Genomic DNA, 14,704 nt, shown 5'->3' on the forward strand with positions numbered 1-14,704 from the left:
GGTGTTGATCATGCCCGCAGCACGATCCGCCGCCCCGCGCAGCCGCGCCCGCGGTGGTCGCCGACGCCGCCGACCGAGCCGGAGACTCGGGCCCGGCACGCTCGCGGCCCTGTTCGCGGCGGTCGCGGTGCTGGGCGGCACGGCGGTCATGCTGAATCGTTCCGCCGGGACGCCGGCCGGGCCGAGCGCCCAGGCGCGGATCGCCCAGCCGGCCGAACCGTCCGCCGCACCCACCGGCCCGGCACCGGCCCCCGCGGCCACGCCGACGCCCACCGCGGCCGACACGCCGACCCCGCCGGCCCCGACGCCCACCCCCACCGCGCCGGACCCGGGACCCGCCAAGGGCGCGGGCACCTTCACCATCGCCCCCGCCAACGCCCAGCCGGTCGGACGCGGCAAGGTGCGCCGCTACCGGGTGGAGGTCGAGGACGGCATCGGCATCGAGGCCACGGCCGCCGCCGCCCGGATCCACGACATCCTCGGCGACAAGCGCGGTTGGACCAACGACCGCAAGAACGGCTTCCAGCTGGTCGCCGGCGGCTCCTACGACTTCACCGTGAAGATCGCCTCGCCGGCCACCGTGGACCGGATCTGCGGCGCCTCCGGCCTGGACACCCACGGCGAGGTGAACTGCAACGTCGGCGACCAGGTGATCGTCAACTCCAAGCGCTGGAACACCGGTTCACCCCAGTTCAGCGGGCCGCTGGAGGAGTACCGGGCACTGATCATCAATCACGAGGTCGGCCACCGGATCGGGCACGGGCACGAGACCTGCCCGGGCCACGGCAAGCCGGCGCCCGCGATGATGCAGCAGATCTACGGCCTCAAGGGCTGCACCGCGAACGCCTGGCCGTACTCGGCGGAGGGCGGCTACCTGAGCGGCCCCGCCGTGCCGTGACACCCGCCCTGCCGTGACACCCGCAGCCCGGTGACACCCGCCGTCCCGTGACGCCCCGTCGGGCAGCCCCTACGCCAGCACCGGCAGGTGCCCCCGCAGGTCGCTGCGCTCCCCCGAGGCGGAGACCGCGGCGGTGTCCACCGCCCGCGCCCAGTCGGCCCGTCCGGTGGCCAGCCGGATCCAGGTCAGCGGGTCCGTCTCGACCACGTTCGGCGGGGTCCCCCGGGTGTGCCGGGGGCCCTCCACGGCCTGGACCACGGCGTACGGCGGGATCCGCAGCTCGACCGCGCCGCCGGGGGCGCGGTCCGCGAAGGCGTCCGCCAGCAGCCGGGTGACGGCGGCGACGGCCTGGCGGTCGTGCGGGAAGCCGCCCGGGAAGGCCTCCGGGCCGAGCGCGTCGGCCAGGTCCTCGGCGTGCACCACCGTCTCCACCAGCCGGGTCACCAGCATGTCGGAGAGCAGCATCGAGCCCAGCCGGATCTCGAACCGCCGGGCCGGGTCGGCGGCTTCGGGGCGCTCCAGCAGGGCGGTCAGCGCCTCGGCGGCGCGGTCGAAGGCCTCCGCCGCCGCGTCCGGACCGCCCGCGAACTCCTCGGCGGCCCGCGTCCTCGCCTGCTCGTCGAGCAGCGGCGCGACCGTCCCGACGGCGGCCACCCAGCCGAGCAGGTCCAGCGGCGCCCGGCCCTCCAGCGGGTCGTCGAGGTGCGCGGGGACGAACTCGAGCTGGACGGCCAGGTGGGCGAGCAGCTCGCGCACCCGCCACTCCCCCAGCCCGGTGGGCCGGTCGAGCTGCTCCGCGGTGAGGGCCCGCACGGCGGCGCGCAGCGCCCCGGTCTGGGCGGCCAGCGCGGCGCGCACCTTCTGCGGCTGGTACGTACGGGACTTGGCAGGCATGCCGCCAACATACGGCGAGGGGCGGACGGTCCACCAGGAACCGTCCGCCCCTCGGTCAGCCGAGTGCCCGGATCAGATGAACAGGGCCTCGATGACGCCGGTGTGGGCGTCCTTCAGCTCGGCCAGCGAGACGGTGAACTGGCCCTGGACGTCCAGGGAGTCGCCGTCCACGACACCGATGCGGGTGGCCGGGAGGCCGCGCGCGGTGCACATGTCGTTGAACCGGAGCTCCTCGCTGCGCGGCACCGCCACGACGGCGCGGCCGGCCGACTCCGAGAACAGCAGGACGAACGGGTCCGCGCCCTCGGGCACGATGATCCGCGCGCCGTGGCCGCCCTTGAGGCAGCTCTCCACGAGCGCCTGGCCGAGACCGCCGTCGGAGAGGTCGTGCGCGGCGTCGATCATGCCGTCGCGCGAGGCGGCGATCAGGATCTCGCCGAGCAGGCGCTCGCGCTCCAGGTCGACCTTGGGCGGCAGGCCGCCGAGGTGGCCGTGGACGACCTCGGACCAGGCCGAGCCGCCGAACTCGTCCGCGGTGTCGCCGAGCAGGTAGAGCAGCTGCCCCTCCTCGGCGAAGGCGACCGGGGTGCGCCGGGTGACGTCGTCGATGACGCCGAGCACCGCGACCACCGGGGTCGGGTGGATGGCGACCTCGCCGGTCTGGTTGTACAGCGAGACGTTGCCGCCGGTGACGGGGGTGCCGAGCGCCAGGCAGGCGTCGGCCAGACCGCGGGTGGCCTCGGCGAACTGCCACATGACGTCCGGGTCCTCGGGGGAGCCGAAGTTGAGGCAGTCGGAGATCGCGAGCGGCTTGGCACCGCCGGCCGCGACGTTGCGGTACGCCTCGGCCAGGGCCAGCTGGGCTCCGGTGTACGGGTCCAGCTTGGTGTAGCGGCCGTTGCCGTCGGTGGCGACCGAGACGCCGAGGTTGGTCTCCTCGTCGATCCGGATCATGCCCGAGTCCTCGCCGACCGAGAGCACGGTGTTGCCGAGCACGTAGCGGTCGTACTGGTCGGTGATCCAGGACTTGGAGGCCTGGTTCGGCGAGCCGGCGACCTTCAGCAGGTCGGCCTTGAGGCCCTCGCCGGTGGTCGGGCGGGCCAGCCGCTCGGCCGTGGGGGCGTCGGCCTGCAGCGCGTCCTGCCAGCTCGGGCGGGCGAACGGGCGCTGGTAGGTCGGGCCCTCGTGGGCGACGGTCCGCGGCGGGACGTCGACGACGAGCTCGCCGTGCCAGAAGATCTCCAGGCGCTCGCCGTCGGTGACCTCACCGATGACGTTGGCGATGACGTCCCACTTCTCGCAGATCTCCAGGAAGCGGGCGACCTTGCCGGGCTCGACGATCGCGCACATGCGCTCCTGCGACTCGCTCATGAGGATCTCCTCGGGCGAGAGCGTGGTGTCGCGCAGGTGCACGGTGTCGAGGTCGATCCGCATGCCGCCGGAGCCGGCCGAGGCCAACTCGCTGGTGGCGCAGGACAGACCGGCGCCGCCGAGGTCCTGGATGCCCTTGACGAGCTTCTCGCCGAAGATCTCCAGGGTGCACTCGATCAGGAGCTTCTCCTGGAACGGGTCACCGACCTGGACCGCCGGGCGCTTGGCCGGCTTGGTGTCGTCGAAGGTCTCGGAGGCCAGCACCGAGACGCCGCCGATGCCGTCGCCACCGGTGCGGGCTCCGTACAGGATGACCTTGTTGCCGGCGCCGGAGGCCTGCGCGAGGTGGATGTCCTCGTGCTTCATGACGCCCACGCAGAGGGCGTTGACCAGCGGGTTGCCCTGGTAGCAGGAGTCGAAGACGACCTCGCCGCCGATGTTCGGCAGGCCCAGGCAGTTGCCGTAGCCGCCGATGCCCGCGACGATCCCGGGCAGCACGCGCCGGGTGTCCGGGTGGTCGGCCGCACCGAACCGCAGCGGGTCCATCACGGCGACCGGGCGGGCGCCCATCGCCAGGATGTCGCGCACGATGCCGCCGATGCCGGTGGCCGCGCCCTGGTAGGGCTCGATGTACGACGGGTGGTTGTGCGACTCGACCTTGAAGGTGACCGCGTAGCCCTGGCCGACGTCGACGACACCGGCGTTCTCGCCGATGCCGACGAGCATCGCGTCGCTCTGCGGCTTCTTCTCGCTGAACTGCTTCAGGTGGACCTTGCTGCTCTTGTACGAACAGTGCTCGGACCACATGACCGAGTACATCGCGAGTTCCGCACCGGTGGGGCGGCGGCCGAGAATCTCCCGGATGCGCGCGTACTCGTCCTGCTTGAGGCCGAGTTCGGCCCAGGGCTGCGCGGCGTCCGGGGTCTGCTCGGCGTTCTTGACGGTGTCGAGGCTCATCAGGCGTTCACCAGCTGCTTCAGGACGGAAGTGAAGAAGCCCAGGCCCTCGGTGGTCGGACCGGTGAGCGGCTCCACCGCGTGCTCCGGGTGCGGCATCAGACCGACGACATTGCCGGCGGCGTTGGTGATGCCGGCGATGTCGCGGTACGAACCGTTCGGGTTGACCTCCAGGTAACGGGCCACCACCCGGCCCTCGGCCTCCAGCTCGTCCAGGACGCGCTCGGCGGCGACGAAGCGGCCCTCGCCGTTCTTCAGCGGAACGACGATTTCCTGGCCCGCGGAGTAATCCCGGGTCCACGCGGTGCCGGCGTTCTCGATGCGCAGCTTCTGGTCGCGGCAGGCGAAGTGCAGCGAGTCGTTGCGGGTGAGCGCGCCGGGGAGCAGGTGGGATTCGCAGAGCACCTGGAAGCCGTTGCAGATACCGAGGACCGGCATTCCGAGCTTCGCCTGCTCGATGACGGTCTCCATGACCGGCGAGAACCGCGAGATGGCGCCGCAGCGCAGATAGTCGCCGTAACTGAATCCGCCCGGCAGGACGACGGCGTCGACCTGGTGGAGATCCTTGTCACGGTGCCAGAGGGCGACCGGCTCCGCGCCGGCGAGGCGGACCGCGCGCTGGGCGTCGCGGTCGTCGAGCGAGCCGGGGAAAGTGACGACGCCTACGCGGGTGGTCACTTCGCCTCCTCCTCGACCCGGACGGTGAAGTCCTCGATCACGGTGTTGGCGAGAAAGGTCTCGGCGGCTTCGCGGATACGGGCGAGCGCGGCGTCGTCGACCGGGCCCTCCACTTCCAGCTCGAAACGCTTGCCCTGGCGGACGTCGGCGATCCCGGTGAATCCGAGACGGGGCAGTGCACGCTGCACCGCCTGTCCCTGGGGGTCGAGGATCTCCGGCTTGAGCATGACGTCGACTACGACGCGTGCCACTGGCACTCCCGGTGGTGTCTTCGGTGAGGCGGGGGAACTCCAGACTACCGGCCGTTTCGGGCGGGATTGCTGGCCGGGGAGGGCGACGCGCGTAGACCCGAGACCCTTACGCCACAAGGGATCCGGGCCCACCGGGCTCCACCGGGCCCACCCGGTTTCCGGAGATTCGGCCCCCGGAACGAGAACAGCCGAAGAACACCCGAATACGGCACTCCGGGACAGATCGCCCCGTCCCGCGCTCCGGTATCCGGCACTCCGGCGAAGACACGTGAATATCCGGAAAAGAATGCCGGACTCTTCGATTTCGACCCCCTTCGGGTGCAGAATAGGGCCACCTGTCGCGGCAAGTGCTGCGTATCCGGCGGGCCACCCGGCCTGCCCGTATGCGCTTGCGCGAGTGGTGCACATCAGGCCCCCGACGCACCCCGCGGACCGGCGGCCGAATTGCCCGAGAGGATTGACACCCATGGCTCAGCGTGTAGTTGTCACGCTCTCCGACGACCTGGACGGCGGCGCCGCGGCGGAAACCGTCCACTTCGGCGTCGACGGGAAGTCGTACGAGATCGACCTGTCCGTGGACAACGCGGAAAAGCTGCGGGAGGCCCTCGCTCCGTTCGTCGCGGCCGGCCGCCGCCAGAGCCGCACCGGAAAGTCCTTCCGCCGCACCGCGCTCACCCCGGACCCGGCCGCCGTCCGCGCCTGGGCACTGTCCCGCGGCATGGAGCTCCCGGCCCGCGGCCGCATCCCCAAGCACGTGTACGAGGCGTTCGCCGAGGCGAACTGACCGCGTCGGGGCCGCGCCCCGGTCGCCCCGCCCGCCTGGACCGAAAGGGTGGGGCGACCACCCCGAACGATGCTGTAGAGTAATCCTCGTCGCCGCAACGGAGAGATCCGGACCGGCGGACGGTGCCCCACCAGGCACCGTGCGGACGTGGCTCAGTTGGTAGAGCATCACCTTGCCAAGGTGAGGGTCGCGAGTTCGAATCTCGTCGTCCGCTCGCAGTGCGCGAGCACAGCACAACAGAATATCTTGACCTGCGGACGTGGCTCAGTTGGTAGAGCATCACCTTGCCAAGGTGAGGGTCGCGAGTTCGAATCTCGTCGTCCGCTCCGAAACGAAGGGCTCCCTCGATCGAGGGGGCCCTTCGGCATTCCCCCGGAATGCCCCGGGCCGGTGACATTTGTCATCGCCGACCCGTGGATCCCCACCGCCGTCCGGTGACGGCGCGCACTGCCCGCGCGCCCCGGGCCGCGGAAGGCTGGAGGCATGGAAACGAGCCAGCCCTCCCGCCCCGGCGACAGCGTGATCGAGGTCACCGGACTGCACCGCCACTACGGCACCGGTGCCACCGGCTACCACGCCGTCCGCGGCGTCGACCTGACCGTCGGCCGCGGCGAACTGTTCGCCCTGCTCGGCACCAACGGGGCCGGCAAGACCTCCGCCATGGAGCTCATCGAGGGACTGGCCGCCCCCAGCGGCGGCACCGTCCGGGTGCTCGGCCACGACCCCCACCGGGAGCGCGTCGCCGTCCGCCCGCGGATCGGCATCATGCTCCAGGAGGGCGGCTTCCCCGGCGAGCTCACCGTCGGCGAGACCGGCCGCGCCTGGTCCGGGCTGACCACCGGGGCCCGCCCGGTGGACGAGGCGCTCGAACTCGTCGGCCTGACCCACCGCCGCGACGTCCGGGTCAAGCAGTTGTCCGGCGGCGAACGGCGCCGGCTCGACCTCGCGATGGCCCTGCTCGGCCGCCCCGAGGTGCTCTTCCTGGACGAACCCAGCACCGGCCTCGACCCGGAGGCCCGCGCCGCCGTCTGGCGGCTGGTCCGCGAACTGCGCGCCCAGGGCACCACCGTGCTGCTCACCACGCACTACCTGGAGGAGGCCGAGGAGCTCGCCGACCGGCTGGCCATCATGCACGGCGGCCAGGTCGTGACCACCGGCACGGTCGCCGAGGTGATCGCCGGCCGGCCGTCCCGGATCAGCTTCGAGCTGCCCGCGTTCACCGGCACCGCGCTGCCGCCGCTGGCGGGCGCCGAGGTCACCGTCGACGGCCGCAAGGTCACCGTGCAGACCGCCGGCCTCCAGGACACCCTGCACGACCTGCTCGCCTGGGCCCGCCGGCACGGGATCGCGCTCGGCGCGCTGGACGCCCGCAGCGCCTCGCTGGAGGAGGCCTTCCTCGCCATCGCCTCCGAGGCCGCGCACCAGCCGCCCGCCCCCACCCCGGCCGCCCCCACCGCCCGCCGCCGCCTGATCGGATCCGCCCGATGACCACCGCCGCCCCCACCGCCACCGCCGCCGCCACCGGGCCGCGGAGCACCGTCGCCCGCCGGCTGCTCGCCCTCGGCCGCGCCGAGGCCACCCTGCTGCTGCGCAACCGCTCGGCGCTGTTCACCGCGCTGCTGCTGCCCCTCATGCTGATCGGCGGGCGGCACGGCATGCTGAAGCAGCAGGCCGACTCCCACCCCGGGCTGGACGTCGACTCGCTGCTGATCACCGGCACCATCGGCGGGATCCTGGCGTTCGTCGTCTACTACAACCTGACCGCCGCGTACGTCGGCCGGCGCAACGAGCTGGTGCTCAAGCGGCTGCGGACCGGCGAGGCCACCGACGTGGAGATCCTGGCCGGCACCGCGGTGCCCTCGGTGAGCCTGGCCCTGCTGATGAGCGGCGTCGTCGCCGCCGGCGGTGTCGCCGTGCTGAAGCTCGGTGCCCCGGTGAACCCGCTGCTGCTGGCCGCCGGGGTCCTGCTGAGCATCGGCACCATGATCGCGCTGGCCGCCCTCACCAGCGCCTTCACCAAGACCGTGGAGACCGCCGGCATCACGACCCTGCCCGTCCTGCTGGTCTCCCAGTTCGGCTCCGGCCTGCTCATCCCGCTGGAGACCATGTCCGACCGGATCGCCGACGTCTGCCGCCTGCTGCCCACCACCCCGGGCTTCCAGCTGATCCGCCTCGGCTGGACCGGCAGCGACGGCTCGGCCGCCGCCACCGGTTTCGGCGGCACCTGGGCGACCGCCCTCCCGCACCTGGTCACCGGCGCGGTCTGGCTGGGCCTCGCGCTCTGGGGCGCGGTCCGCTACTTCCGCTGGGAGTCGCGCCGCTGACGCACCCCGGCGGCGCGCGGCACGAATCCGAGGAGGACCCCCCGGTTCGCCCTCTGATATGAAGGCAACAGCACGATCATGATCGAACAGGGGGACGGGCAGATGGAGATCCGGTCGCCGATGCGCGCCTGGCGGGGCTTCGGCAAGCCCAAGCGCTCCGAGCTCTACCTGCGCTGGTCGATCTACCTGATGCCGCTCGTCATGCTGCCCATCGCGGTCCTGATCACCAACTCCCGCGCCGACCAGCCGCACCCTCCGGCGGCCACCCGGGTCGCCCTGGTCGTGACGCTGGCCGCCGTCCTGCTGGACCTCCGGGCCTGCGGCACCTCGCTCGACCACTACCTGAACCGGCCCACCGACCACCGGCGCTGGCTCCTCGCCAGCGGAGCCTTCACGGTGGCCGGCTGCTGGGCCGTCCTGCTGGCCCACCCCGTCCCCGACGCCCCGGGCGGCCCGGCGGGGCAGCCGTTCACCGCCGCGATCGCGACCATCCTGCTGAGCGGCGGCTTCGGGCCGCTCGCCGTCGGCCTGCCGCTGCGCTGGGCCTTCCCCGTGGCGCTCGGCCAGATCCTGCTGGTCGCCCCCGCGATGCTGCTGGCCGGAGTGACGCCCGGCTTCGCCGTCGGCCTGCTGGTCGGCGACGCGGTGGGCATGCCCTTCGTCGTCGCCAGCTGCCGCAGCTTCGCCTGGCTGACCTCGGTGGTCTGGGAGCTGGACGCCGCCCGCGAGACGCAGTCCCGCCTCGCCGTCGCCGAGGAGCGGCTGCGCTTCTCCCGCGACCTGCACGACGTGATGGGCCGCAACCTCACCACCATCGCGCTCAAGAGCGAACTCGCCGTCCAGTTCGCGCGCCGGGGTCGCCCGGAGGCCGCCGACCAGATGGCCGAGGTGCAGCGGATCGCCCAGGAGTCGCAGCGCGAGGTCCGCGACGTCGTCCGCGGCTACCGCACCGCCGACCTGCACGCCGAGGCGATCGGCGCCAGCGCGGTGCTGCGCTCCGCCGACATCGCCTGCGAGATCGACCTCGGCGAGGACGCCGACCGGCTCCCGACCGCGGTGCAGTCCGTGCTCGGCTGGGTGATCCGCGAGGGCACCACCAACGTGCTGCGCCACAGCGAGGCCGCCCACTGCCTGATCCGGCTGCGGCTGGAGGAGGGCCGGGCGGTGCTGGAGCTGGAGAACGACGGGGTGCCCGGCCTGCCGCGCCCCTCCCGGGGCGGCGGTGCCGGCCTGCCCGGCCTGCGCGAACGGCTGGCCGCGCACGACGGCGAGCTGACCGTTCCGCCCGCCCGGGAGGGCACCTTCCGGGTGCTCGCCTCCGTCCCGATCTGACCCGACTGCCGGAGGAAGACCGACGATGACCGAGACCGTGCCCGTGCGCGTCCTGCTCGCCGACGACGAGCACCTGATCCGCGGCGCACTGGCCGCCCTGCTCTCGCTGGAGGACGACCTCGAGGTGGTCGCCCAGGCCGGCTCCGGACCGGAGGCGCTGGCGATGGCCCAGGCGCACCGCCCGGACGTCGCGGTGCTGGACCTGCAGATGCCGGGCAAGGACGGCATCGAGGTGGCCACCGAGCTGCGCAGGATGCTGCCGGACTGCCGCTGCATGATCGTCACCGGGCACGGGCGCCCGGGCTACCTCAAGCGGGCGCTGGAGGTCGGAGTGCGCGGCTTCCTGCCGAAGACCGTCTCGGCGGCCGACCTGGCCGGGATCATCCGGACCGTGCGGGCCGGCGGCCGCTACGTCGACCCGGAGCTCGCGGCGGACGCGATCAGCGCCGGGGAGACCCCGCTGACCCCGCGCGAGACGGACGTCCTGGAACTGGCCGCCGACGGCACCACGATCGCCGAGATCGCCGCGCGGGCGGCGCTCTCCCCGGGCACCGTCCGCAACTACCTGTCCTCGGCGGCCACCAAGCTGGGCGCCGAGAACCGGCACGCGGCGGTGCGGATCGCCCGCGAGCACGGCTGGATCTGAGACCCGGCCGGCCCGCGGGCGGTGGTGCGTCAGACCCAGGCGGTGCCGGTCAGCCGCTCGTAGACCTCGATGTACTTGGCGCGGGTCCGCTCGACCAGCTCGGCCGGCAGCTCCGGCGGGGGCTGCTCGCTGTAGCGGTCCCAGCCGGAGGCCGGGGAGACCAGCCAGTCGCGGATCAGCTGCTTGTCGAAGGACGGCTGCGAACGGCCCGGGCGCCACTCGTCGGCCGGCCAGTAGCGGGAGGAGTCCGGCGTGAGCACCTCGTCGCCGATCACCAGCTCGCCGTCCAGCAGACCGAACTCGAACTTGGTGTCGGCCAGGATGATGCCGCGGTCGCGGGCGATGTCCCGGGCGCGCGCGTAGACGTCCAGCGTGGTGCGGCGCAGCTGGGAGGCGAGCTCGGCGCCGATCCTGCGGGCGGTCTCCTCGTAGGAGACGTTCTCGTCGTGCTCGCCGACCTCGGCCTTGAGCGCCGGGGTGTAGATCGGGGCGGGCAGCTCGGAGCTGTTCTCCAGGCCCTCCGGCAGGGCGATGCCGCAGACCGTGCGGCTCGCCTCGTACTCGCTGAGGCCGGAGCCCGCCAGGTAGCCGCGGGCGACCGCCTCGACCGGGACCATGTCCAGGCTCTTGCAGATCAGCGTGCGGCCCTTCCAGTCGGCGGGCGCGCCGGCCGGGACCTCGGTGGAGATCACGTGGTTGGGCACGATGTCGGCGATCCGCTCGAACCACCACAGCGACAGCTGGGTGAGGACGCGGCCCTTGTCGGGGATCTCGTTCGGGAGCACCCAGTCGTGCGCGGACATCCGGTCGCTGGCGACCATGACCAGCTCACCCGACCCGGTGCGGTAGAGGTCGCGCACCTTGCCGGTGTGCAGGTGGACCAGGCCGGGCACCTGGACCGGCTCGGGCTTGGTGACAAATCCGCTCAACGTGTCTCAGTCCTCAGGGGTCGTTCGGGGGCGTGGGGCACCGCGAAAGGGGAGGTCACTGCCCCCGCAGTCTTTCATGACCGCCGAACCGTGGTTCTTGCCGAGGCGGTCCAGCAGGTTGGCGGTGGCCCGCTGGATCCGCTCGTCGGTCAGCCCCGGGCGCCCCAGGGCGGGCGACCAGGCGAAGGTGCCCGCCGCGAACACGTAGGCGCCGCTGGGCGCCCGGTACAGCGAGGTCTCCTGGTGGCGGGTGCGGCCGGCGAGGTCCTGGTACGGCGAGTGCGCGAGCAGCACCCGCTCGGTGTGCTCGGGCAGCGCGACCTTCGGGTAGTAGCGGTCGGCCTCCCCGGCGACCAGGCCCGGCAGCTCGTCGCCCTCCCGCAGCCCGGTGCCGTCCCACAGCCAGTGCGCAGTGTGCCGGGCGACCATGGGGACGGGCGCGGCCACCCGGCCCGAGTACTGCAGGCCGAGCAGGTGCTGCTCCGGCTCGCCCGCGTCCCGCCACAGCGCGCTGGCCGAGCCGGGCACCCCGGCGGCCGGACTGCCCGGCCGGACCTTCTGCCGCTTGCGGCAGTTGAGCAGCCGGTTGGGCTCTCCGGAGGCGGCCGGGGTCAGCTCGACCCGCCAGTACATGGTGTTGGCGGAGAGGAAGACCAGCGAGGTGCCGCCGTCCCGGGCCCGCTCGACGACCCGGCGCATCGGCTCCGACCAGTACTCGTCGTGGCCGGGGAAGATCAGTGCCCGGTGCCGGTCCGGATCGACCAGCCCCGCGTGCAGGTCGGTGGCCGTGGCGTAGGAGAGGTCGTAGCCGTAGCGCTCGGCCCAGCGGATGAAGTCGTACGCGTGGCCCACGTGCAGCGGCAGCCCGGCGGTGGCGTGCGGGCGGTCGAAGGAGACGGTGACGGCCGCCTCGGCCTCCCCCGCCAGACCGCCCCGGTCGTCCCAGGCGTGGTACAGGCTGGCGCCGCTGCGGCCGTCCTCGGGGAACAGGTTGTAGGCCTGCCACGTGACGTCGGGGACCACCAGCAGCAGCTCGGCCGCGTGCTCCTGGTCCTCGAAGTCCCGTACGGTGAACGGGATGTGGCTGCGGTGCAGCATGTCCGCGGTGGTCAGCACGGCGACGTACGCGCCGGGCTTCCAGTGCGTCGGGACCTGCAGCCGCCAGGAGTGCCACCAGTGGTGGCAGGAGACCGTCCGCTCGACCACCAGCGGGGCGGGCTGGGCCAGCCCGGCGATCAGCGGACTGGACGTCATGTGGCGGGCGCCGTCACCGCCGTAGTGGCCGATCCGGTAGACGTCCACGGTGAACTCGCGGGGCGGGTTGACCGTCACCCGGAAGTCCACCGAGCCGCCGGGGCGGATCACCCCGGCCGAGGCGAACCCCTTGATCTGCTGGTCCACGTCGTTGGCGCTCTGCGGCGTGCCGACCGGCGGCTTGGGCCGGGCCCCGGACGCCAGCGGGCGCTGGCCGGGGGCGTCCACCGAGACGTACCAGGGGACGGCGCCCTCCGCACCGGCCAGGTACTGGTCCGGGCTGCGCAGCCAGGGCAGCGGCCCCTGGCCGAAGGGGTCGGAGACGCTGTACGCGTGCGTACCGGACTCCCACCGGCGGTTGAGTTCCGTCCCCACGCGCCCCTCCCAGGTGCACTCCCGCCCGGTTGGCACGTGCCCCCCGGATGTGCGTGCGGACTAATACACCACAGAGTGCTGTCACTGCGTCACCCAGTGGTGGCAATTGGTGCCGGGAATCTCGCCACCGGCCCGGACCGGGCCCCCGGCCTGCGGAGACGATCGTTCCGCCCGGCTTCCGGGGGCGCGCACCGGCGGCCCGAGCGCCGCCGGGCCGCCCCCGGGCCGGGGCCTCAGAGCCGCACGGGCTTCTCCAGCCGGACGTCGGCGGCGTCCAGCCAGGCCCGCAGCGGGCCGTCCTGGCCCTGCTCGACGGCCTGGGCGACCGGACCGGCGAGATCGGTGCGGCGCACCCCGCCGAGCAGCAGCACCGGGCCGTCCAGCCAGTCCAGGCCGGGCCTGCCGCCCGCGGTGTCCACGGCCGCGCAGCAGACCATCGCGGTGACGTGGTCCACCAGCAGGTCGCGGCCGGTGCGGTCGGGCTCCAGCAGCGGGGCCGGGGCGGTGGTGCGGGCCAGCTGGGCGGTGAGCGCGGCGGCCAACGGCTCGCCCTCCCCGTCGGCGAGCCGGACCAGCAGCCGGGTGAGGGTCGGGGAGCCCGGGCGGGCCTGCGGGGCGAGCCGGTCCAGGGCGGCCTGCAGGGCCGCGGCCCCGGCCCGCCAGCCGGCGTCCACCACCTCGGCCGGGTAGTCGGACCACTCCAGCTCGTGCCAGGCGCCCGCCTCCGGACGCCCGAAGAACAGTTCGGCGGCGAGCCGGGAGACCGCCCGGTCGACGCTGCCGGGCTCCTCCAACAGGTCGCAGGCCGGGCGGTCGCCGAGCCGGTTGCCGTAGCCGTCGGCCAGGCGGTCCCGCCGGGAGAGCTCGGTGAGGGCGGCGACCACCCCGGCGTTGAGGTGCGCCGGGTGGCGGCCGAGCCGCCAGGCGGGCAGCGCGACCCGGGTGAGCAGGCGGTCCCAGCCCGCGTAAGCCAGCCCGACCTGCTCCTGGGCGGCGATCCGCAGGCCGTAGTCGACCGTCCGGGCCTGCTCGGAGGCCCGGGCCGCGACGGCGCGCTCCAGCTCCGCGGCGTGGCCGCGGCAGGCGCCGAGCAGGCGGCGGGTGATCCCGCCGGTGACCCGGTCGGCGAGCGCGGCCGGGCCGCGGCGGGCCGGCCGTGGCGGGCCCGCCAGGTTGCCGCCGCCGAGGCCGGGGGCGGCGCCCTGGCCCGGGTCCAGGCTGGCGTCCAGGCTGCGCAGGAAGCGGCGGGCGGCGGCGATCTCCGGGTCGGCGGAGGCGGCGGCGCCGGCCACCACCGGGGCGAGCAGGGCGCGCAGCTCGTCGGCCCGCATCCACCACAGGAACGGCGAACCGATCACCAGCATCGGGCCGGGCGGCTCGGCGTGCGGCCGGAACGGGCGGGCCGACCGCACCGGCGGGAGGTCCTCCAGCCAGCTGTCGCAGTCCGGGGTGAGGGCGAGGACCGAGGGCGCGGGAACGTCCAGCCGGTCGGCGAGCTCGCCGATCAGCCGGTACAGCTCGGGGGCCTCGGCGCGCGCCAGCGGGACGGCCGGGGTCTGCGGCGGGACGGCCCGCCGGTAGGCGCGGGCGGTCAGGCCGGCCACCAGGAGGGCCAGCGCGGCCACCGCGCCGACCACCCAGCGGGCGGTGTCCCACCCGGCGGCGTCGGCGGAGCCGGGAGCGCCGATCCGCCCGGTGAACCGGCCCGCGAGCAGGACCACCGCGACGGCGGCGGGCATGGCGGCGGCGGCCAGGGCGAGACCTCGGACCCGCAGGACCGCCTGGGCGTGAGCGCGCGCGGTGTCGACTGCGGCCATACGGTGCGGCACCCCCTTCGGAGCCCCCGGGCACCCGGTGACGGGCCCCTGAGCCGACTCGAAACGATCAGTTACGACCGGGAAACGGAGGCGTCCGATCCCGGGCAGTGCGTGCTGCGTGGCGCTTCTGCCATTTTCGACGCCCCGGCGCGGGTGGGTGTTCCGGATCGCCCCGGTTTCCACTCGTCCCGGTGA

The 14,704-nt window shown here is 73.8% G+C and carries 13 protein-coding genes and 2 tRNA genes; 8 read left to right on the forward strand and 7 right to left on the reverse strand.

The features are described from left to right. Positions 1 to 10 precede the first annotated feature (10 nt). Positions 11 to 898, forward strand: a complete 888-nt coding sequence (locus tag AB0N04_RS08505; RefSeq protein WP_360205865.1) for a DUF3152 domain-containing protein — start codon at positions 11 to 13, stop codon at positions 896 to 898. Between the two features lie 69 nt (positions 899 to 967). Here AB0N04_RS08505 and AB0N04_RS08510 read toward each other — a convergent pair whose 3' ends face one another. The 4 genes from AB0N04_RS08510 to purS all read right to left on the reverse strand — a co-directional run bounded on the left by AB0N04_RS08510 (position 968) and on the right by purS (position 5,048). Further along, complete coding sequence (locus AB0N04_RS08510) at positions 968 to 1,792, reverse strand: sterol carrier family protein (protein ID WP_360205868.1); 825 nt, start codon at positions 1,790 to 1,792, stop codon at positions 968 to 970. A 72-nt stretch (positions 1,793 to 1,864) separates the two neighbouring features. Further along, the gene (purL, locus tag AB0N04_RS08515) at positions 1,865 to 4,120 is read right to left on the reverse strand and encodes a phosphoribosylformylglycinamidine synthase subunit PurL (protein ID WP_360205871.1); all 2,256 of its coding nucleotides are present in this window, start codon (positions 4,118 to 4,120) and stop codon (positions 1,865 to 1,867) included. Further along, positions 4,120 to 4,797: a phosphoribosylformylglycinamidine synthase subunit PurQ gene (gene purQ, locus AB0N04_RS08520; RefSeq protein WP_360205874.1), complete on the reverse strand. Its 678-nt coding sequence runs from the start codon at positions 4,795 to 4,797 to the stop codon at positions 4,120 to 4,122. Before purQ ends, purL begins: the two co-directional genes overlap by 1 nt. Further along, complete coding sequence (purS, locus tag AB0N04_RS08525) at positions 4,794 to 5,048, reverse strand: phosphoribosylformylglycinamidine synthase subunit PurS (protein WP_350606827.1); 255 nt, start codon at positions 5,046 to 5,048, stop codon at positions 4,794 to 4,796. Before purS ends, purQ begins: the two co-directional genes overlap by 4 nt. Before the next feature lie 466 nt (positions 5,049 to 5,514). Between purS and AB0N04_RS08530 the strand changes: the two genes are divergently transcribed. The 7 genes from AB0N04_RS08530 to AB0N04_RS08560 all read left to right on the forward strand — a co-directional run bounded on the left by AB0N04_RS08530 (position 5,515) and on the right by AB0N04_RS08560 (position 10,134). Next, the gene (locus tag AB0N04_RS08530) at positions 5,515 to 5,832 is read left to right on the forward strand and encodes an Lsr2 family protein (RefSeq protein ID WP_030056585.1); all 318 of its coding nucleotides are present in this window, start codon (positions 5,515 to 5,517) and stop codon (positions 5,830 to 5,832) included. A 141-nt stretch (positions 5,833 to 5,973) separates the two neighbouring features. Further along, positions 5,974 to 6,046 (forward strand) — tRNA-Gly (locus AB0N04_RS08535). A gap of 39 nt (positions 6,047 to 6,085) precedes the next feature. Continuing rightward, positions 6,086 to 6,158, forward strand: a tRNA-Gly gene (locus AB0N04_RS08540). Between the two features lie 157 nt (positions 6,159 to 6,315). Further along, the gene (locus AB0N04_RS08545) at positions 6,316 to 7,320 is read left to right on the forward strand and encodes an ABC transporter ATP-binding protein (protein WP_363363732.1); all 1,005 of its coding nucleotides are present in this window, start codon (positions 6,316 to 6,318) and stop codon (positions 7,318 to 7,320) included. Next, positions 7,317 to 8,156, forward strand: a complete 840-nt coding sequence (locus tag AB0N04_RS08550; protein WP_360205881.1) for an ABC transporter permease — start codon at positions 7,317 to 7,319, stop codon at positions 8,154 to 8,156. The genes AB0N04_RS08545 and AB0N04_RS08550 overlap by 4 nt, the downstream gene beginning before the upstream one ends. A gap of 78 nt (positions 8,157 to 8,234) precedes the next feature. Beyond that, positions 8,235 to 9,488 (forward strand): sensor histidine kinase, encoded by a 1,254-nt coding sequence (locus tag AB0N04_RS08555; RefSeq protein WP_360205884.1) that lies wholly within the window; start codon positions 8,235 to 8,237, stop codon positions 9,486 to 9,488. A 25-nt stretch (positions 9,489 to 9,513) separates the two neighbouring features. Further along, a complete protein-coding gene (locus AB0N04_RS08560; protein ID WP_360205886.1) occupies positions 9,514 to 10,134 on the forward strand; it encodes a response regulator transcription factor in 621 nt (206 codons plus the stop codon). Between the two features lie 29 nt (positions 10,135 to 10,163). On the opposite strand, the gene AB0N04_RS08565 is transcribed toward AB0N04_RS08560, so the two are convergent. The 3 genes from AB0N04_RS08565 to AB0N04_RS08575 all read right to left on the reverse strand — a co-directional run bounded on the left by AB0N04_RS08565 (position 10,164) and on the right by AB0N04_RS08575 (position 14,509). Further along, on the reverse strand, positions 10,164 to 11,063 hold the full coding sequence (locus AB0N04_RS08565) for a phosphoribosylaminoimidazolesuccinocarboxamide synthase (RefSeq protein WP_360205889.1): 900 nt from the start codon (positions 11,061 to 11,063) through the stop codon (positions 10,164 to 10,166). Positions 11,064 to 11,069: 6 nt separating this feature from the next. Then, positions 11,070 to 12,692 carry a N,N-dimethylformamidase beta subunit family domain-containing protein gene (locus AB0N04_RS08570; protein WP_360205892.1) on the reverse strand — a complete coding sequence of 541 codons (1,623 nt, stop codon included), beginning with the start codon at positions 12,690 to 12,692 and terminating at the stop codon, positions 11,070 to 11,072. A gap of 233 nt (positions 12,693 to 12,925) precedes the next feature. Then, positions 12,926 to 14,509 (reverse strand): hypothetical protein, encoded by a 1,584-nt coding sequence (locus AB0N04_RS08575; RefSeq protein ID WP_360205894.1) that lies wholly within the window; start codon positions 14,507 to 14,509, stop codon positions 12,926 to 12,928. Between the last annotated feature and the right edge of the window lie 195 nt (positions 14,510 to 14,704).

Origin of the sequence: Kitasatospora sp. NPDC051702 (genome assembly GCF_040681575.1) — a bacterium.
In the GTDB taxonomy this organism is placed as follows: Bacteria; Actinomycetota; Actinomycetes; order Streptomycetales; family Streptomycetaceae; genus Kitasatospora.

Excerpts from the sequence above, each read along its gene's own strand:
- AB0N04_RS08505 (WP_360205865.1), top strand. The coding sequence starts at position 11 with ATGCCCGCAGCACGATCCGCCGCCCCGCGCAGCCGCGCCCGCGGTGGT.
- AB0N04_RS08510 (WP_360205868.1), bottom strand. The coding sequence starts at position 1,792 with ATGCCTGCCAAGTCCCGTACGTACCAGCCGCAGAAGGTGCGCGCCGCG.
- purL (WP_360205871.1), bottom strand. The coding sequence starts at position 4,120 with ATGAGCCTCGACACCGTCAAGAACGCCGAGCAGACCCCGGACGCCGCG.
- AB0N04_RS08530 (WP_030056585.1), top strand. The coding sequence starts at position 5,515 with ATGGCTCAGCGTGTAGTTGTCACGCTCTCCGACGACCTGGACGGCGGC.
- AB0N04_RS08545 (WP_363363732.1), top strand. The coding sequence starts at position 6,316 with ATGGAAACGAGCCAGCCCTCCCGCCCCGGCGACAGCGTGATCGAGGTC.
- AB0N04_RS08550 (WP_360205881.1), top strand. The coding sequence starts at position 7,317 with ATGACCACCGCCGCCCCCACCGCCACCGCCGCCGCCACCGGGCCGCGG.
- AB0N04_RS08555 (WP_360205884.1), top strand. The coding sequence starts at position 8,235 with ATGATCGAACAGGGGGACGGGCAGATGGAGATCCGGTCGCCGATGCGC.
- AB0N04_RS08560 (WP_360205886.1), top strand. The coding sequence starts at position 9,514 with ATGACCGAGACCGTGCCCGTGCGCGTCCTGCTCGCCGACGACGAGCAC.
- AB0N04_RS08575 (WP_360205894.1), bottom strand. The coding sequence starts at position 14,509 with ATGGCCGCAGTCGACACCGCGCGCGCTCACGCCCAGGCGGTCCTGCGG.